Genomic DNA, 18,007 nt, shown 5'->3' with positions numbered 1-18,007 from the left:
CGTCACCTTCTCCTCAGCCCGTCCGGCGGCGCAGCCACCGGACGCCGACAAACCAGATCAGCGCGTACACGATCGCGAACACCGCCGCGGCGAGACCGCCGGACCAGAGCGCGGGCAGCCCGGCGACCGCGGCCGCGGCCAGCAGGCCGGCGAGGATCCCCAGCGCGGCGGCGAACAGCGCCGCCACCACCCGGGCCACGCCGCGGTCCCAGGCCCGGAAGTCGTCCAGGTACAGCCAGGCCGGCAGCACCGCCGCCAGCCACCCGTTCGCGTGCCCGAACCGGCCCGCGCCGATCGTCGCGAACCCCCAGTCGAAGACCACCAGCGCGAGCACCCCGACCACCACGCCGGCCAGGCCGATCCCGAGCAGGTGGGACAGCCGGGTGATGCGGCCGTCGCCGTCACGCTCCGGGAAACCGGCGCCTTCGATTCGCTCGCTCATGACCCACCGAGGGTACGCAGGACGCCGGCACGTCCCGCCCGCGGCCGGCCGGCACGTGCGGCGGAAGCACGTACGGCGGCGGCACACGCGGCGACGACGCGTGCGGACACGACGCTACGACCAGACACGCTGCGGTTCCGACCGCCGCTGCGCCAACGTCGGCGGGGCGTCGTACTCGCGCACCACCCGGTGCTCGCCGTCGAGTTCCACCGGCCGGAAGCCCGCCTCGCCGATCAGCGTGACCAGATCGTCCCGAAGCTCCGCACCCGCACCCGCACCCGCGTCCGCACCGGCGCCAGGCTCGGCGTGCGCGTCGCCGTCGGTGCTGGCGTCCGGCCCGGCCAGCAGCTCGTCGACGCCGAAGTTGAGCGCCAACTGGGCCAGCGACGGCCCCTCGGCCGGCAGCAGCACCCCGAGGTGCGGCACGTTGTCCAGCACGAGCCGGGACACGGCCAGCAGCCGCAGCGCCGACACCGGCGCCGGCCGTTCCTCCTCGCCACTGCCGGCGCGTACCGGCACAAAGGTAACGCAGCCGCCGGAGGCGTCCTGCCGGTCCCGCAGCCTCAGCAGCTCATCGACCCAGGCGCCGGGGTCGAGATCCCGGCCGTAGCTGCGCCCGGCCAGCGGGCCGAACTCCGCAATCCCCCCGGCGGCGAAGCGCGGATCCAGCCGGAACCCGGTCCGCTCCGGGTCGGCCCGCCGGTGGTGGGCGAGCCGGCCGAGCCAGACCAGGTCCGCGCAGCCGTACAGGTCGATCCCGTCCGTGCGGTCAAGCCGCTGCCCGGCGTACACCTTCTGCTCGACCTCGTGCCTGCGCCCGGCGTCCATCCTGCACCCCTTCACCTGCGACGATCCGGCACCGAGCGTACGCGGGCCGGGACCGGCGTCCCCGGCCGGTCGGGATCAAGACGGAACATTCTCAGTATGTCGTTACCCGACGGCCCGGTGACATCGGCGACATATTCAGGTAAGACAAAGTACGGATCGGAGGATCGGTCCGGACGCGGCGCGCGGCGCCGCGGCAACACCGGCAGACACGTCGCGAACGGTGCGGCGGACAATCGGGGAGTGGGATGACCAGGATCGGACGGCATCGACAGGTTCGGTTACGCGAGATCATCTCCCCGGTGCTCCGGCCGGCCCTGTGGTCCGCGGTGCTGGGCATGGCCGCCGCCGTCGCCTTTGCCGCACCGGCGTACGCGGACCCGGCGCTGCCGCCGGCCGTCCCGGACATCGGCAGCCGGCCGCAGTACAGCGGCTCGCTGACGCTGCCCGGCTCGGTGCCGACCGGCACGCCCAGCAGCCCCACGAACAACTCCGCCGTGCTGACCGGCCCGCTGGCCGCCCAGTTGCTCAGCCTGCAGAACGAGGTGGCCGCCCTCGGCGACCAACTGCTCCAGTTGCAGCAGGACAGGGACACCACCGCGGCCACCCGGACCGCGGCGCAGGCCCAGTTGACCGCCGCCACCGCCGCCGTCAACCAGGCCGGGACCGCCGCCGAGCGGGCCGCGGGCGACGCCCTCAAGGAGGCCGCCGCGCTGCCGCCCGGAGCGTTCGGCTCCGACCTGCACAGCCTCGGCTCGCTCAGCCAGCTCCAGGAGGGACACCGCTCCAAGTCCAACCTCACCGGCACCGAGGGCGGCGTCATCCGGGCCCGCAAGGCCCTGGAGGCGGCCCAGGCGGCGTACGCCGACGCGGACACCCGGGCCGGCGGTGCCACCGCCGCGTTCGATGCCGCCCAGGCGACGTACCAGCAGCGCGAGGCGGCGCTTGTCGACCTCACCAAGCAGAACGCGGAACAGGCCGCGGCGATCGAACGCGCCCAGGAGGCGGCCGAGCAGCAGCTCGGTGCGGCGTACACCGACGGGACGGCCGAGGGGATGGCCGCCGACCCGCGGGCGCTGGGGGCGGTGCGCTACGCGCTGGCCCAGCTCGGCGACCCGTACCTCTGGGCGGCCGAGGGGCCGGACAAGTTCGACTGTTCCGGCCTGATGTGGGCGGCGTACCGGTCCGTCGAGTACACGCTGCCGCGGGTCTCCCGGGACCAGTACTTCGCCACCCGTAACCACAGCGTCGACCGGTCCTCGATGCTCCCGGGTGACCTGATCTTCTTCGCCTCGGACAACCGCGACTGGCGCACCGTGCACCACGTGGCCATGTACATCGGCAACGGCAAGATGGTGCACGCGCCCAACAGCGGAGACGTCGTCAAGATCTCCACCGTCTGGTGGTCCCGGTTCTACGCCGCGACGCGGGTCTTCGGGGCCGTCCCCGGTCCCGAGACCAACCCGACCCCGCCGGCGAGCACGCCGTCGCCGAGCCCGACGCCGAGCCCGACCGGCCAGCCGACGCCGAGCCCGACCGCTTCGCCGTCGCCCACCGGTTCACCGTCGCCCAGCGGCTCGCCGTCGCCCACCGGTTCACCGTCGCCGACCGGTTCACCGTCGCCCAGCGGCTCGCCCAGCCCCAGCGACTCGCCCACCACCACGCCCTCGCCGAACGAGTCGGCGCCGGGCGAACCGTCGCCCAGCGGCGGCTCGGGTTCCCCGCAGCCGTCGCCCACCCCCGCCCCCAGCACCGAGTCGGCCCGGCCGAGCAGCGCCGCACCGAGCGGCTCGGCCAGCGTCACGGCCAGCCCGTCCGGGAGCTGACCAGAACCGTCGGACGGTCGCCGGTACTGTTTCGGCGGACCCGACGCCCGAAAGCTGGACCGCCGCCAGCTCCCGGCGGCGGATGCGGGCGGATGCCCGGTGTGGCACGGTGAACAAGGGGACCCGGGTCCGGCGTGCCGCCGGTCCGGGTGCGGGCGCGGGAGGCAGCAATGGACGAAGATCAGGTTCCGCCGGGCACGGCCGCGGTCGCGGACCGCGAGCAACGGTCGCGCCCGGACACCGGCGCGGAGCGCGACGGGCGGCCGGTGGACGCGTCCCCGTCCCGCCCGGCGGCGACCGCCCGATCCGATGGCCCGACCGGTCCCGGCACCGGCCAGCCCGTCCAGGGCCGCGCGGCCGTGGCGGTCCGGGCCAAGGCGTCCGTCCCGGCCCACCCCGCCGGGCCGACGACCGGTACGCCGGCAGCCGACGGCTCCCCGACCGGTGAGCGACCCCGGGTTCCGGCGCAGCGTCGACCGGTGGAGGACGACCTGGCCGCCACGCGGGCCGCCGCCACCGACGCGCCGCCGGCCGAGCTGACGGTGGAGCCGGCCGGGCCAACGGTCGAGCCGGCCGGGCCAACGGTCGAGCCGGCCGGGCCGACGGTCGAGGCGCCCGCCACGCCGATCGAACCGGCGTCCGCCACGGAACCGGCGCCGCCGGACCCGGCCCGGCCGTCCGAGCCGCCGGAGCCCGGACCCGAGCCAGCCCCGACGCCCGTGCCGGTGCCCGAGCCGGCCCCCGTGCCCGAGCCGGTGCCCGAGCCGGCCCCCGTGCCGACGCCACCCGGTCCGGCGCCCACGCCACCGGGTCCGACGCCACCCGGACCGCTGCCCGATCCGATCCCGCCGGCGCCCACGCCACCCGGGCCACCCGGGCCGGTGCCACCGGGTCCGGTACCACCTACCCCGCAGCCGTTCCCGCCGGCTCCGCCGGCCCCCGCCCCGCCCGGCCCGATGCCCGCACCGCCGTTCCCGCCACCGCCCGCGATGGGCCGGGCCGGCATGACGACGCCGCCTCCGGCCGCGACCGGCGGAGCGGGCCGGCCGGCCGCCGCCGGGATTCCCACCGGCGCCGAGGAGACCCAGGTGGTCCGGATCGGCACCGCCCGCACCACCAGCAACCCGACCGACACCGACCAGACCCAGGTGATCCGGACCGGCACGGCGCGCACCACCAGCAACCCGACCGACACCGACCAGACCCAGGTGATCCGGACCGGCACCGCCCGCACCACCAGCAACCCGACCGACACCGACCAGACCCAGGTGATCCGGACCGGCACCGCCCGCACCACCAGCAACCCGACCGACACCGACCAGACCCAGGTGATCCGTGCCAGCGTGCCGCGAGCCACCAGCGCCTCCGCGGACGCCGACCAGACCCAGGTGATCCGGCAGCGGCCCGTCGGGAAGGTCGGCGGCCGGCCCGGCCCGGCCGGGGGTTTCGACGGCGGCGCGACGCAGGTGGTGCCCACGCCCCCAGCCGGCCAGCACGGCTGGTCCCGGCCCGGCGGCGGGTACGGCGGGTACGGCGGGTACGAACAGAGCGATCTGGGACAGCGGACCGTCCCGGTCCTGCCGCCCTCGGTGGAGAACTCCGGCTCGCTCACCGGGCACATCCTCGCCCAGGGCTGGTCGGACGCCCCCGCCCAGCGCGACAACGGCACCGCCAAGGTGGTGATCGTGCTGGCCGTCGGGTTGGGCGTCGTGGTGCTCGTCGGCCTGCTCGTCGCGGCCGTGTTGGCGGACGCGTTCCGCAGCATCTTCGGCGGGGCGCTGGGAAACTGACGCCCGCCGCCCGCCGCCCGCCGCCCGCCGCCCGCCGACCGCCGCCCGCCGACCAGCCGACCGCTGACAGCCGGCCCGACCACCGCCCGGAAGCCGGCGCCGGAGGAGCCCCGGGCGCGGCTGACCGGGTGACCCTGCCCACTGGCACCCGGCCAGCCCTGCTCCGGCCGGGTCGACGCCGTACACTTGTCGGGATCACTGACCTGGCGCGACCGACGCGCCCCTGGGCGATCTTGCTGGCGAATCAGCGGCGACCGACTGGCCGCGGCGGGCCATCGCGAAGATGCGCCCCGCCTGAGAGGTTCCTCTTGACGTCCTTTGCTGACCCCAGCACGTTCCCGTCCGTCCTCGACACCCCGGCCGACCTGCCCGCCGCGCCGGACGACTCCGCCGTCACCGACCCGTCCGCGGACGCCGCCCCGGCCAAGGCCCCCGGGCCGCCACCGGATTCGCCGAACTGGGCCTCCCCCGGCCGCTCGTCCGGGCGCTCGCCCAGGAGGGCATCACCACCCCGTTCCCGATCCAGGCCGCCACCGTGCCGGACGCGATCGCCGGACGCGACGTGCTCGGCCGCGGCCAGACCGGTTCGGGCAAGACGCTGGCGTTCGGTCTTCCCGTCCTGGCCCGGATGGCCTCCGGCGAGCGGCCCCGGCCCCGGCACCCCGGGCGCTGGTCCTGGTGCCGACCCGCGAGCTGGCCATGCAGGTCAACGACGCGCTCCTGCCGCTGGGCAAGGCCCTCGGGGTCTTCCTCAAGACCACCGTGGGCGGCGTTCCGTACGACCGGCAGATCGACGCGCTGCGCCGCGGCGTGGACATCGTGGTGGCCACCCCGGGCCGGCTGGGCGACCTGATTCAGCGCGGCGCCTGCCACCTCGACGACATCGAGGTCACCGTCCTCGACGAGGCCGACCAGATGGCCGACATGGGCTTCCTGCCCGAGGTGACCGAGCTGCTGGCCAAGACCCCGGCGGACGCGCAGCGGCTGCTCTTCTCGGCCACCCTCGACGGGGACGTGGACGCGCTGGTCCAGCGGTTCATGACCGATCCGGTCACGCACTCCACCGCCCCGCCGACCGCGGCCGTGTCCACGATGGATCATCACCTGCTGCTGATCCCGCCGGCGGACAAGTTCGCCGTGGCCGCCTCCATCGCCGCCCGCCGTGGCCGGACCATGATGTTCGCGCGTACCCAGATGGGCGTCGACCGGCTGGTGGGGCAGCTTGCCGACGTCGGCGTCCGGGCCGGCGCCCTGCACGGCGGGAAGACCCAGCGGGTCCGCACCCGCACCCTGGCCGAGTTCCGCGAGGGCCGGATGGACGTCCTGGTCGCCACCGACGTGGCGGCCCGCGGCATCCACGTGGACGGCGTCTCGCTGGTGGTGCACATCGATCCCCCAAGGACTCCAAGGACTACCTGCACCGGGCCGGTCGGACCGCCCGCGCCGGTGAGTCCGGGGCGGTGGCCACCCTGGTCCTGCCGAAGCAGCGCCGGTCCACCCTGGCGATGCTGGAGAAGGCCGGCGTGCACCCGGCCGAGTCGCGGATCCGCCTCGGCGACCCCGCGCTGGCCGAGCTGACCGGGGCGCGGAAGCCCAGCGGCGTGCCGGTGGTCGACGAACCGCCCGCGCCGCGCCGCGCCGACCGGCCCCGCGACCAGCGGTGGAACGGCGACCGGAGCGACCGGTCCGGCGAGCGCCGGTACGGCGACCGGCAGGGATCCGCCGGGGACCGGCAGGCGCGGTTCGGCGACCGGCCACGGCGGGCCGACGACCGGGCCGGGGCCTCCGCGGACCGGCCGCGCGGAGAACGCCGGTACGGCGAGGACCGCCAGCGCGGCGACCGCCGGTACGGCGAGCGGACCGACCGGACCGGCGGCTGGCCGCGCGCCGAGCACCGTGCCGGGGAGCACCGCGGCGGGGAGCGGGGCGGTTTCCGGTCCGGTGGCCGCGCGTACGCCGCCGACCGCGGTGACTCGCGTTCCGGCGGCCGCACGTACGCCGACCGGGGCGATCAGGGACGCCCCGAGGGTCGGTTCGACGGCCGGCGGCCCAGCCGTACCCGCTGACCGGGCCGCGACCCGGGACGACGACGGGCGGCGTACCGGCCCTCGGGCCGGTACCGTCCGATCATGGCCACCATGCCGATCTCGTTGTTCTGGACCCGCACGGACACCACCGGTAGCGACCACAGCCTGCTCGACGACCGCGGCGGCCTGACCGCCCGCGGGGTCGCGCAGGCTGTGCGGCCGGTCGACCACACCTGCCGGTACGAGCTGCGTACCGATGAGAACTGGGCGACGGTGAGCCTGGAGGTGTCCGCGGAGGGCGCCGGCTGGCTGCGCAGCGTACGGCTGGACCGGGCCGGCGGCCGGTGGCGGATCACCACGGGCGAGACCGGCGACCTGGACGCGGCGCTGGCCCGGGCCGGTCGTCCGGCGGCTGGCCTGCCCGGTACCGACGATCCGGACCGGCTCGCCGAGGCGCTCGACGTCGACCTGGGCGCCGCGCCGTTGTTCAACACCCTGCCGGTGCGCCGGCTGGGGATGCTCGACGCCGAACCGGGCACCAGCCACCGGCTGACCGTGGCCTGGGTGCTGGTGCCGAGCCTGCTGGTGGTGCCGACCGAGCAGGTCTACACGGCGCTCGGTGCGGGCCGGGTGCGGTACGCCAGCGGCACCTTCACGGCGGATCTGGAGCTGGACGAGCACGGCTACGTGCGCAACTATCCGGGCCTGGCCCGGCTGGCCGAGTGACCGGACGGGCGCGGGGCCGGCCGCGCGCGGAATGCGGGGCCGGCCGGGTGCCGGGCGCCGGGCCGGCCGAGCGGCCGGGTGCCGGGCCGGCCGAGCGGCCGGGTGGGTCACCGGACGACCGGCACCCGGCGCTCCGTCACCCGTCCCAGGCGCCGGTGGCCAGGAATTTCTCGACGGCGCTGAGGTGCGGCGCCAGGTCCATGCCCTGCCGGGCCACCCATTCGTCGGAGTAGTACGAATCGGCGTACCGCTCGCCACCGTCGCAGAGCAGGGTGACCAGTGACCCCGTCCGGCCGGCCGCCCGCATCTCGGCGATCAGCGCGAACGCACCCCACAGGTTGGTTCCGGTGGAGCCGCCGATGAGCCGGCCGAGGACCCGGGACGCGGCCCGCATGGCGGCCAGCGAGGCGGCGTCCGGCACCTGCGTCATCCGGTCGACGACGGACGGCACGAACGACGCCTCGACGCGGGGCCGGCCGATCCCCTCGATCCGCGATCCGCGGCCGGTGCTGACCGACCAGTCGGCGGTCGCCCAGGCCGGGTAGAAGGCCGACTGTTCCGGGTCCACCACGCAGATCTTGGTGGCCAGCCGGCGGTACCGGACGTACCTGCCGATGGTGGCGCTGGTCCCGCCGGTGCCCGCGCCGACCACGATCCAGGCCGGCACCGGGAAGCGTTCCAGCGTCATCTGGTGGTAGATCGACTCGGCGATGTTGTTGTTGCCCCGCCAGTCGGTCGCCCGTTCCGCGTACGTGAACTGGTCCATGAAGTGACCGCCGCGGTCCTCGGCCAACCAGCGGGCCTCGATGACCACCTTGGCCGGATCGTCCACCAGGTGACACCGGCCGCCCTGGAACTCGATCAGGCTGATCTTCTCGGGCGAGGTGGAGGCCGGCATCACCGCGATGAACGGCAGACCGAGCATCCGGGCGAAGTACGCCTCGGACACGGCGGTGGAGCCGGAGGACGCCTCGACGATGGTGGTCTGCGGCCCGATCCAGCCGTTGCAGAGCCCGTACAGGAACAGCGAGCGGGCGAGCCGGTGCTTGAGCGAACCGGTGGGATGCACCGACTCGTCCTTGAGATAGAGGTCGATGCCCCACTCGGGGGGCAGCGGGAACGGCAGCAGGTGGGTGTCCGCGGACCGGTTGGCGTCCGCGTCGACGGTCGCGATGGCCGCCGTCACCCAGGCCCGGTCCGCCTCGTTACACCGGTCCACGTGCGTCATCCGGGCACGGTAACAGCAGGCGGGGGTCAGTCCGGAGGCGTCAGTCCGGCGGGGTCACTCGGCCGGCGGAATCAGCGGCTGTGGGCGGTTCTCCCACTTGGTGGACAGCGCGATGCCGGTACGGGTGGAGGCCACCCCTGGCGTGCGGTTCAGCTGGTTGATCAGCCGTTCCAGCTCGGCGATGGTGCCGACCCGGGCCTTGAGCAGGAACGACTCGACGCCGGCCATGAAGTAGCAGGATTCGATCTCGGGCATCTCGCGGAACGCGGCCAGGACGTCGTCGGTGTCGCCGCCGGAGTCCTGCACGATACCGATCAGGGCGGTGACGCCGAGGCCGATCGCCTCGGGATCGATGTCCGCCCGGTAGGCCCGGATCACCCCGGCGGCCTCCAGCTTGCCGACCCGCTCGTGTACGGCGGGCGCGGAGAGCCCGACCTGGCGGGCGAGTTCGGCGTAGGAAAGCCGGGCGTTTCCGCGCAGCAGGTCGACCAGGGACCGATCGATGGCGTCCATGGGATGTAGACCCTACGTGGCGGGATCCGGCGGCGGCCGGAGCGGTCGCGCGAGCGTAGCATAAAAAGGCAGAAAACCCCGCAAAAAAGATTTCTCATCTTCTCAACGAGTACGTTTTCGCGTTTCGGGGACACGCCACACCGACGATGCTTGAATTGCCGTACGTCCCTAACCGACCTGAGGTAAGCACCCGTCTGGGGGACAGTCCTAGCAGCCGGGGGGCTCGTCGGACGCGAGGCGCGAGGAGGGGGCTGTGGATACTGGAGATCGTCTGTTGACGCCTGGTGAGGTGGCCGCGTTGTTCCGGGTGGACCCGAAAACCGTCACCCGTTGGGCCGCCGCCGGACGGATCGGCAGCATCCGAACTCCGGGCGGGCACCGGCGCTTCCGCGAGTCGGAGGTCCGGGCCCTGCTGGAGGGCGAGGGCATGCTCGATGAGGTCGATGAGGTGGGCACGGACCGGCCCCGCAACGCGGGTCCGGCCGCCGCCGGGAGTCCCGGCCCCACCAACGCCGGGCTCTACTGACCGGCGCCGGGGCCGGCAGCGAGGGAGATCCGGGTAGCCGGCTCCACCGCTGCCGGGCGCCCGGGTCGTTCCGGGTGGTCGGTCCGGTCCCGGGCCGCGCTCTCCGGGTCACTCCGGGCATCCGGTCCCGGTCCCGATCCCGAGCCGCGCACTCCGGGTCACTCCGGGCGGTCGGCCCGGTCCCGGGCCGCGCCCAGATCGCCGGTCCAGCGCCGGAACAGCGTGTGCGGGACGCCGAGGGCGTCGAGCACCTTGCCCGCGACGAAGTCCACGAGCTGTCCGGCCGAGGCATCCGCACCGGCACCGTAGAAACCGGGGCTGGCCGGCAACACCACGGCACCGGCGTCGTGCAGCGCGATCAGGTGCTCCAGGTGGCTGCGCGTCACCGGCGTCTCCCGGGGCACCACGACCAGCGGCCGCCGCTCCTTGAGGTTGACCTCCGCGGCGCGTTGCAGCAGGTCCTTCGACAGCCCGATGGCGATGCCGGCGCAGGCCGCCGTGCTGGCCGGCACGACCACCATGCCGCACACCGGGTACGAGCCGCTGCTCGGCGCCGCGGCCAGGTCACCGGCCGGCCAGTACGCCAGGTCGGCGCCGGCCAGGTCTCGGCCGAGCCAGCCGGCCAGGTCGTCCTTCCAGTGCGCGTCCCGGAACGGTCGGCCGGTCTCGTCCAGCAGGGTCAACCGGGCGGCCCGGGAGATCACCAGATCCACCGGGCTGCCGGCGTCCAGCAACCCGCGCAGCACGGCCGCCGCGTACGGCGTACCGGATGCGCCGGAGACCCCAACCACCCACGGCCTGCGCATGACCCGTCAAGCCTGCCCGCCGCGGCGGCCGTCGGCCACCGGTTTCACGCCCGCAGGTCCAGCCGGAAGACCAGGTCGAGCAGGGCGAAGACGAACAGCGCGATGCCCACGAAGCCGTTCGCGGTGAAGAACGCCCGGTTCACCTTCGACAGGTCGGTCGGGCTCACCACCACGTGCTGGTACCCGAAGGCCACCGCGGTGAGCAGCAGGCCGAGCCACCACGGCCAGCCGAAGCCGACCAGCTGCCCGAACCAGACAAACAGCAGGAACGTCACGATGTGCGCCACCGTGGACGCGTGCAGGGCGGCCCGCACGCCGTACCGGGCCGGCACGCTGCGCACCCCGATCCGCCGGTCGACCTCGGCGTCCTGGCACGCGTAGATCAGGTCGAAGCCGCCGATCCACAGCCCCACCGCCGCGCCCAGCAGCCAGGCCGGGCCGGAGCCGGCGAACGTCCCGGTCACCGCCAGCCAGGCGCCGACCGGGCCGACCGCCTGGGCGATCCCGAGGATGGCGTGCGGAAAGTCGGTGAACCGCTTGCCGTACGGATACACCACCAGCGGCACCGCGGCCAGCGGCGCGAGCGCCAGGCAGAGCGGGTTGAGCAGCGCCGCCGCGCCGAGGAACACCACCAGCGCGACGACCGCGCCGGTCCAGGCCGTCCGGACGCTCACCGCCCCGGTCACCAGCTCCCGGCCGGCGGTACGCGGGTTCCGCGCGTCGACCCGGCGGTCGATGATCCGGTTGGCGGCCATCGCGAACGTCCGCGCCCCGACCATCGCCACCGTGATCAGCAGCAGGTCCACCCAGCGGATCCGGCCACCGGTCGCCCGCATCGCGGTCAGCGCGGACAAGTACGCGAAGGGCAGCGCGAACACCGAGTGCTCGATCGCGACCAGCTTGAGGAAGGACCGGACCCGACCGGGCCGCTCCGCCAGCGCCGTCATGAGATGCCGTACTCCTTCCAGCGCTTGTCCACCAGGGCGGTGACCTCCGGCGACATCCGCATCTGCTCCGGCCAGCCCCGGGTGTAGCCCTCGGTGGGCAGCTTGCGGGTCGCGTCCACGCCCGCCTTGCCGCCCCAGAACTGCTGGTACGACGCGTGGTCCAGGTGGTCCACCGGACCCTGCGTGAGCAGCAGGTCGTGCGCGTAGTCGACGTTGCCGAACGCCCGGAACGCCACCTGCGCGTAGTCGTGCACGTCGCAGTCGTCGTCCACGACCACGATCAGCTTGCTCAGCGACAGCAGGTGGGCACCCCAGATGGCGTTCATCACCTTCTGCGCGTGCTTCGGGTAGCGCTTGTGGATCGAGACGATCACACAGTTGTGGAAGACCCCGGCGGCCGGCAGGTCGTAGTCGACGATGTCCGGAATCAGCAGCCGCAGCAGCGGCAGGAAGATCCGCTCGGTGGCCTTGCCGAGGCCGTGGTCCTCCTGCGGCGGCTGCGAGGTGACGATCGAGTGGTAGACCGGCTCCCGCTGCATGGTCATCGTCTCCACGTGCAGCACCGGGAACGGCTCGACCGGGGTGTAGAACCCGGTGTGGTCGCCGAACGGGCCCTCGGGCAGCCGCTCCCCCGGCTCCAGGTAGCCCTCCAGCACCACCTGTGCCTGCGCCGGCACCTGGAGCGGCACGCTCAGGCAGTCCACCATCTCCACCCGCTCGCCGCGGAGGAAGCCGGCGAACAGGTATTCGTCGATGTCACCGGGCAGCGGGGCGGTGGCGGCGTAGTTCAGCACCGGGTCGCAGCCGATCGCCACCGCCACCGGCAGCCGCTGGCCGAGCCGCTCGGCCACCGCGTGATGGGCGGTGGAGTCCTTGTGGATCTGCCAGTGCATGCCGAGGGTGTTCGGCGAGTGCTGCTGGAGCCGGTAGAGGCCCAGGTTCCGCTTGCCGGTCTCCGGATGCTTCGTGTGGGTCAGCCCGAAGTTGTGGAACACCCCGCCGTCCCCGGGCCAGACCTGGAGGCCGGGCAGCCGGTTCAGGTCCACCTCGGCGCCCCGGTACACCACCTGCTGACAGGGCGCGGTCTTCACCTTGCGCGGCGGCACCGACCGTAGCTGGAGCACCTTGCCCAGCCCTTCCCGGATGCCCGACCAGCCGACCGGCAGCTCGGGTTTGACCAGCGCGCCGATCCGGTCGCCGATCTCGTCCAACGAGTCCACCCCGAGCGCCATCGCGGTGCGCTTCTCGGTCCCGTACAGGTTGATCGCGACCGGCATCTCACCGCGGGTGGGCCGCTCGAACAGCAGGGCCGGCCCGCCGGCCCGGACCGTGCGGGTGACCACCTCGCTGATCTCCAGCGTCGGGTCGACCGGCACGCCGACCCGGCGCAACTCGCCGGCCCGCTCCAGGGCGGCGAGGAAGTCCTTGAGGTCGGGGTACGGGAAGCCGTGGGGCGCCATGCCGTCCAGTCTCCCGCACCGCCGTTCCGGCGGCCGGAACGGCCCCTCGGTACGCGCCGGTGCGGGCCGGTGCGGGCCGGGGTCAGGCGTACGGCCGTAGCGGCTCGTCGATGGGCGCGCCCAGCAGCCGGTTCGCGAAGGTGGACATCGTGTACGTCCCGATGCCCAGCACCACATCCAGGGCGTGCCGGGCCGCGTACCCGGCGCCGAAGAAGTCCGCCAGGTCCGCGTCCGGCACCCGGCCCCGGTGGTCGAGGACGGCCAGCGTGAACCGGTGCAACGCCGCCAGCCGCGGATCGGGCGGCGGTGTCCCGGCGCGCAGGGCGGCGATCAGCTCGGCCGGGGCGCCGAGCCGGTGCAGCGCCGCGGTGTGCAGGGCCAGGCAGAGGTGGCAGTCGTTCCGGGTGGCCACGGTCAGCACGACGACCTCCCGTTGCACCGGGTCGAGGGCGCTCGCCTCGAAGGTCCGGTTGGCGGTCAGGAAGCCGTCGAGCAGGTGTGGCGACTCCGCCATCAGCCCGACGGCGGCCGGGAGGTAGCCGAAGCCGCGGCGCACCCGCTCCAGCAGCGGTCGGGATTGCAGCGGGGCGGTGTCGATGGTGTGCGTGGGAAAGACGTCGGGCATGGTTCCGCTCCTCGGGTCGTGGCGCGGCGCCGGGCCGGCCGGGCGCCGCACGATCCGCACGCTCCCGTACGATCGTCAACGTGGTTGACGAGATAGTAAACGTGGTTGACAAATCTGGCAACGCCGATGCCCGGACCTGAACCGGAGCGGCCCGGCTTCCTGCTGCCCCTGCTCCTGCTGGCCGGCTTCCGCACCCTGATCGACGACCTGCACGCTGAGTTGGCCCGCGGGGCCACCCGGAACTGCGACCACTGCACGGCTTCGTGCTCCAGGCCGTCGGCCCGGCCGGCACCACCGCAACCGAACTCGGCAACCACCTCGGCATCAGCAAGCAGGCGGCCGGCAAGACGGTGGACCGGCTGGTCGCGATCGGCTACCTGGAACGCGCCGACGACCCCACCGACGCCCGCCGCAAGATCATCAGGATGACCGAGCGCGGTCGGGACGGCCTGCGACGCTCCGCCGCCGTCTTCGACGAGCTGCGCGCCCGGTGGGTCGACACCGTCGGACCCGATCGGCTGGCCGCGCTGGAGGACGACCTGCGGGTGGTCGCCGCCGCCAACCTGCACCGGTTGGACGTGCCGGGCTGGCTCGGTGGCTGACCGTTCTACCGAGCAGTAACTTTTTCATTGACGTTTCTGGATCGTTAAGGGCATGCTGTTTGCACGGTCGACCGGAGCCCCCCACCACCTCCCGGACCCCCGGGACCTCCAGCAGGAGGTGCAGCCATGCTGCTCCGAAAGATCCTGGTCACCGTCATCGCCACCACCACCGCCGCCGTGCTCGCGACGCCGGCCGCCGCCGGCGCGACCGCCGGTACCGCCAAAACAGCCGGCGCGACCGCCGGCACCACCAGCACAGCCGGCGCGACCGCCGCCGCGAACCCCGTGATCGTCGTGGCCGGGCTCTCCGGCGTGGCCAGCGCGTACGAGCCGCTGGCCGCCCGGTTGCGCGCCGACGGGTACCGGGTGTTCATCTACCAGCTTCCCGGGCTCGGCTTCGGCGACATCGCCGACTCCGCGACCGCCTTCAAGGGGTACGTCGAGCAGGTGCGAGCCAGCACCGGCGCGGCCCGGGTCGACCTCGTCGCGCACTCCGAGGGTGGCCTGGTGTCCCGCTACTACCTGCGCAACCTGGGCGGGACCGGCAGCGTCGGCCGGTACGTCAGCCTCGGCACCCCGCAGTACGGCACCTACGTGGCGAACATCGTGGCGTTTATCGGCCTGGGTAGCTGCATCGGCATCATCGCCTGCCAGCAGATGACCATCGGATCGTCCTTCCTGGCCGCGCTCAACAGCGGCGACGACGCCCCGGGCGACGTGCGCTACACCACCATCCGGACCGCGCAGGACGAGTTGGTCCGGCCGACCCCGAACGCCACGCTCAGCGGCGGCGCCACGAACATCCTGGTCCAGGGCTACTGCCCGCTGCGGGTGGTCGGCCACCTCGGCCTGGTGCTGGACGGTACGACGTACACGATCGTCCGGGCCGCACTGCGCGACGCGGCGATCCGTCCCGACTGCTTCGCCCTGTAACCCTCCCAACTCCGCAACCGGGTGGGGCTGTCGCCGAAGCGGCGGCCCCACCCACCCCTCTCCGGCGGCGGTCACGGCGTGGATGCATCCGGTCTGCGCCCGCAGAGCAAATACAACCTGGGCGCCACCTTCGAGGACGGATCACCCCCGCATGCGCGGGGAGCACGTCAAAGCCCTGTTGATATTGATGTTGTGACAGGGATCACCCCCGCATGCGCGGGGAGCACTTCGGGTTGTGGCGGAGGTGGGTCGCTCGGAAAGGATCACCCCCGCATGCGCGGGGAGCACAACCCGCGCAACCGATCGAGCGCGCTCTACGGCGGATCACCCCCGCATGCGCGGGGAGCACACGACCTGCCTGTGGCTGAAGGGCCTGCCGCCCGGATCACCCCCGCATGCGCGGGGAGCACGGAGCGGGTGCGGTGGTCGCTCAACCTCGCTACGGATCACCCCCGCATGCGCGGGGAGCACCTGTTCGACAACCTGATCACTCTGATCGGTTCCGGATCACCCCCGCATGCGCGGGGAGCACGACAGTCGCCGCAGGCGCGCGGTGGCCCCCCGGGGATCACCCCCGCATGCGCGGGGAGCACACAGCACTCGGGGCGATCCCCGGCGGCGGCGCGGGATCACCCCCGCATGCGCGGGGAGCACAGGGGGACCCGCGGCGCGTTTCCGGCTGTCTCGGGATCACCCCCGCATGCGCGGGGAGCACAGGGGGACCCGCGGCGCGTTTCCGGCTGTCTCGGGATCACCCCCGCATGCGCGGGGAGCACTCTAGTCAGGCTAGCGACGGGTGCGGCCCGTAGGGATCACCCCCGCATGCGCGGGGAGCACAACCCGCCGCGTCCGGCAAGAGCTACCAGGACAGGATCACCCCCGCATGCGCGGGGAGCACGGCCCCTGACCTGTGGTTTTGCCGTCTTGGCACGGATCACCCCCGCATGCGCGGGGAGCACACGTCAGCCGGCGGCTGAGGGGACAGACCGCATGGATCACCCCCGCATGCGCGGGGAGCACCGGGGCTTCGTCGTGTGGTCAGACGTCCCGGGAGGATCACCCCCGCATGCGCGGGGAGCACCGCCGCAAGCCGGCGACCGGGGTGATGGCCCGCGGATCACCCCCGCATGCGCGGGGAGCACGGTGTGGCCGGCTCCGGAGACTTGAGCCACCCGGGATCACCCCCGCATGCGCGGGGAGCACGACCGGCGGGCCGCCGCCTACCGGGCGGAGGAGGGATCACCCCCGCATGCGCGGGGAGCACATGCTCTCCGGTTATGTTTCTGACCTTCGCCAGGGATCACCCCCGCATGCGCGGGGAGCACCTCCAAGAGAAGGGAGTCGCGGATGTCGTTTGAGGATCACCCCCGCATGCGCGGGGAGCACGTGACCAAGGATGGCAAGACGGTCTTGGTCGACGGATCACCCCCGCATGCGCGGGGAGCACCAAGAGTGGGCTGGAAGGCCGGGATGTCCGGACGGATCACCCCCGCATGCGCGGGGAGCACGGCTGTTACATATCCGCGCGGGTCGCCTCCGGGGGATCACCCCCGCATGCGCGGGGAGCACTTACGGTTGCGGCCGGAGATGTTTCTCCGGCAGGGATCACCCCCGCATGCGCGGGGAGCACTCCTGTTGACTTCGGCCCTTCAGTTTCCTACAGGGATCACCCCCGCATGCGCGGGGAGCACAAGGCGCCGAGATTGACGTGACCGAGGTTGCAGGGATCACCCCCGCATGCGCGGGGAGCACAAGGGCGTCACCTCCGCGGGTATGACCTGGAAGGGATCACCCCCGCATGCGCGGGGAGCACACTTCTTGACCTGCGGCGCCATAGATCAACTACTCGGATTTCATTCACTTTGCTCCGCAAGATCACCTCTCCGAGGCAACGATCCGACACGCGCCCAGCGATTGTCCACTCCAGGAACACCGCTGTCGAGTCACCCCCAACCGAAACGCATCACACCGCAACACCAGCGGCCTCCGTCGTTTCAGGACATCACGCACACCAGCGCATGCCTCTCGACCGCCGCAGCAAGCTCAGACATCGCCGTGAACTGATGGATCCGCAGCGTGACGTCGCACTCCCCACACACCAGGTCACCGATCCGCACCGGCCACCGCCAAGCATCAAGACTGACAGGTACACGCACCGGCCGCTCGTCCCGCTCCATCATCGCGCCACCCGCCCCCGCACCGCCCACACCCGACCGAACCACACCCAACATCCAACGTTGCCCCGACACACGCCCGGCCGGCCGAGCACCCCGGCCGGCGCCGCCAGTGTCGGCCCGGCACCCGAAGCCACACCCACCTCCCCCAGCGACCGCAACTCCGCCGGCGGCGGCACCAACCCGACATCCGGGCACCGCCACCCCAGCCCACACGTACAGCGCCGCCCCCAAGCCCGCCAGTCTCGCCGATGAACCGGTCCGATCAGGATGATCGGGTGTGTGCAACTAACGGCGGATCTGCGGGACCAACCAGGGCAACTGCGTCGAGGTGGCGGACAACCTGCCCGGTCGGGTGCTGGTGCGGGACAGCAAGGACAGATCCGGCCCGGTACTGACCTTCGCCCCGGCCGTCTGGTCGGCGTTCGTCGCCGGTACCCCCCGCCGATAACCCGTCCGTTCTCACAGGTAACCCCGGCGGCCCGGCCGCCGAGCCTTGGAGGGTGGGCGGCCTGACCGGCATCGAGGCGCGATAAGGGCTCTCAAACGGGGCGGGT

At 73.3% G+C, this 18,007-nt stretch carries 16 protein-coding genes, 1 pseudogene and 1 CRISPR repeat array; of the genes and pseudogenes, 8 read left to right on the top strand and 9 right to left on the bottom strand.

The annotated features are described in order from the left end of the window. Positions 1 to 13 precede the first annotated feature (13 nt). Both CIK06_RS01895 and CIK06_RS01890 read right to left on the bottom strand, forming a co-directional pair. A complete protein-coding gene (locus CIK06_RS01895) occupies positions 14 to 442 on the bottom strand; it encodes a hypothetical protein (protein ID WP_095563350.1) in 429 nt (142 codons plus the stop codon). Between the two features lie 114 nt (positions 443 to 556). After that, entirely contained in the window at positions 557 to 1,270 is a 714-nt protein-coding gene (locus tag CIK06_RS01890) for a hypothetical protein (protein WP_095563349.1), read from the bottom strand. Between the two features lie 245 nt (positions 1,271 to 1,515). On the opposite strand from CIK06_RS01890, the gene CIK06_RS01885 reads away from it, so the two are divergent. The 4 genes and pseudogenes from CIK06_RS01885 (at position 1,516) to CIK06_RS01865 (ending at position 7,636) form a co-directional block, all read left to right on the top strand. Then, positions 1,516 to 3,093 (top strand): C40 family peptidase, encoded by a 1,578-nt coding sequence (locus CIK06_RS01885; RefSeq protein WP_095563348.1) that lies wholly within the window; start codon positions 1,516 to 1,518, stop codon positions 3,091 to 3,093. A gap of 170 nt (positions 3,094 to 3,263) precedes the next feature. Then, the gene (locus tag CIK06_RS29055; protein ID WP_157756565.1) at positions 3,264 to 4,883 is read left to right on the top strand and encodes a hypothetical protein; all 1,620 of its coding nucleotides are present in this window, start codon (positions 3,264 to 3,266) and stop codon (positions 4,881 to 4,883) included. A 457-nt stretch (positions 4,884 to 5,340) separates the two neighbouring features. Continuing rightward, positions 5,341 to 6,637, top strand: a pseudogene (locus tag CIK06_RS31815) (DEAD/DEAH box helicase); the annotation flags it as partial. Positions 6,638 to 7,021: 384 nt separating this feature from the next. Continuing rightward, a complete protein-coding gene (locus tag CIK06_RS01865; RefSeq protein WP_095567491.1) occupies positions 7,022 to 7,636 on the top strand; it encodes a putative glycolipid-binding domain-containing protein in 615 nt (204 codons plus the stop codon). 136 nt (positions 7,637 to 7,772) lie between these two features. Here CIK06_RS01865 and CIK06_RS01860 read toward each other — a convergent pair whose 3' ends face one another. Both CIK06_RS01860 and CIK06_RS01855 read right to left on the bottom strand, forming a co-directional pair. Next, positions 7,773 to 8,864 (bottom strand): PLP-dependent cysteine synthase family protein, encoded by a 1,092-nt coding sequence (locus CIK06_RS01860; protein ID WP_095563346.1) that lies wholly within the window; start codon positions 8,862 to 8,864, stop codon positions 7,773 to 7,775. Between the two features lie 54 nt (positions 8,865 to 8,918). Beyond that, positions 8,919 to 9,377, bottom strand: a complete 459-nt coding sequence (locus tag CIK06_RS01855) for an Lrp/AsnC family transcriptional regulator (protein ID WP_095563345.1) — start codon at positions 9,375 to 9,377, stop codon at positions 8,919 to 8,921. A 253-nt stretch (positions 9,378 to 9,630) separates the two neighbouring features. Here CIK06_RS01855 and CIK06_RS01850 point away from each other — a divergent pair, with 253 nt between their 5' ends. Further along, entirely contained in the window at positions 9,631 to 9,903 is a 273-nt protein-coding gene (locus CIK06_RS01850; RefSeq protein WP_095563344.1) for a BldC family transcriptional regulator, read from the top strand. Between the two features lie 158 nt (positions 9,904 to 10,061). Here the strand turns inward: CIK06_RS01850 and CIK06_RS01845 are convergent, their stop codons facing one another. The 4 genes from CIK06_RS01845 to CIK06_RS01830 all read right to left on the bottom strand — a co-directional run bounded on the left by CIK06_RS01845 (position 10,062) and on the right by CIK06_RS01830 (position 13,741). Further along, a complete protein-coding gene (locus tag CIK06_RS01845) occupies positions 10,062 to 10,709 on the bottom strand; it encodes a UbiX family flavin prenyltransferase (RefSeq protein ID WP_095563343.1) in 648 nt (215 codons plus the stop codon). A gap of 44 nt (positions 10,710 to 10,753) precedes the next feature. Beyond that, positions 10,754 to 11,656: a menaquinone biosynthesis prenyltransferase MqnP gene (mqnP, locus tag CIK06_RS01840; RefSeq protein WP_095563342.1), complete on the bottom strand. Its 903-nt coding sequence runs from the start codon at positions 11,654 to 11,656 to the stop codon at positions 10,754 to 10,756. Further along, positions 11,653 to 13,116, bottom strand: a complete 1,464-nt coding sequence (locus CIK06_RS01835) for a menaquinone biosynthesis decarboxylase (RefSeq protein ID WP_095563341.1) — start codon at positions 13,114 to 13,116, stop codon at positions 11,653 to 11,655. Before CIK06_RS01835 ends, mqnP begins: the two co-directional genes overlap by 4 nt. Before the next feature lie 82 nt (positions 13,117 to 13,198). Beyond that, on the bottom strand, positions 13,199 to 13,741 hold the full coding sequence (locus tag CIK06_RS01830; RefSeq protein WP_095567490.1) for a carboxymuconolactone decarboxylase family protein: 543 nt from the start codon (positions 13,739 to 13,741) through the stop codon (positions 13,199 to 13,201). A gap of 263 nt (positions 13,742 to 14,004) precedes the next feature. Between CIK06_RS01830 and CIK06_RS01825 the strand changes: the two genes are divergently transcribed. Both CIK06_RS01825 and CIK06_RS01820 read left to right on the top strand, forming a co-directional pair. Next, a complete protein-coding gene (locus CIK06_RS01825; protein WP_232533960.1) occupies positions 14,005 to 14,343 on the top strand; it encodes a MarR family winged helix-turn-helix transcriptional regulator in 339 nt (112 codons plus the stop codon). A gap of 126 nt (positions 14,344 to 14,469) precedes the next feature. Then, a complete protein-coding gene (locus tag CIK06_RS01820; RefSeq protein WP_095563340.1) occupies positions 14,470 to 15,276 on the top strand; it encodes a triacylglycerol lipase in 807 nt (268 codons plus the stop codon). 138 nt (positions 15,277 to 15,414) lie between these two features. After that, a CRISPR array of direct repeats spans positions 15,415 to 17,089; the repeat unit is 28 nt; unit sequence GGATCACCCCCGCATGCGCGGGGAGCAC. A gap of 181 nt (positions 17,090 to 17,270) precedes the next feature. On the opposite strand, the gene CIK06_RS01815 is transcribed toward CIK06_RS01820, so the two are convergent. Next, positions 17,271 to 17,456, bottom strand: coding sequence for a hypothetical protein (locus CIK06_RS01815; RefSeq protein WP_095563339.1), 186 nt, complete (start codon positions 17,454 to 17,456; stop codon positions 17,271 to 17,273). A 292-nt stretch (positions 17,457 to 17,748) separates the two neighbouring features. Here CIK06_RS01815 and CIK06_RS01810 point away from each other — a divergent pair, with 292 nt between their 5' ends. Next, complete coding sequence (locus tag CIK06_RS01810) at positions 17,749 to 17,901, top strand: DUF397 domain-containing protein (RefSeq protein ID WP_095563338.1); 153 nt, start codon at positions 17,749 to 17,751, stop codon at positions 17,899 to 17,901. The last annotated feature ends 106 nt before the right edge of the window (positions 17,902 to 18,007 follow it).

This window comes from Plantactinospora sp. KBS50 (genome assembly GCF_002285795.1).
In the GTDB taxonomy this organism is placed as follows: Bacteria; Actinomycetota; Actinomycetes; order Mycobacteriales; family Micromonosporaceae; genus KBS50.
This window is presented reverse-complemented; position numbering and strand designations above follow the sequence as displayed.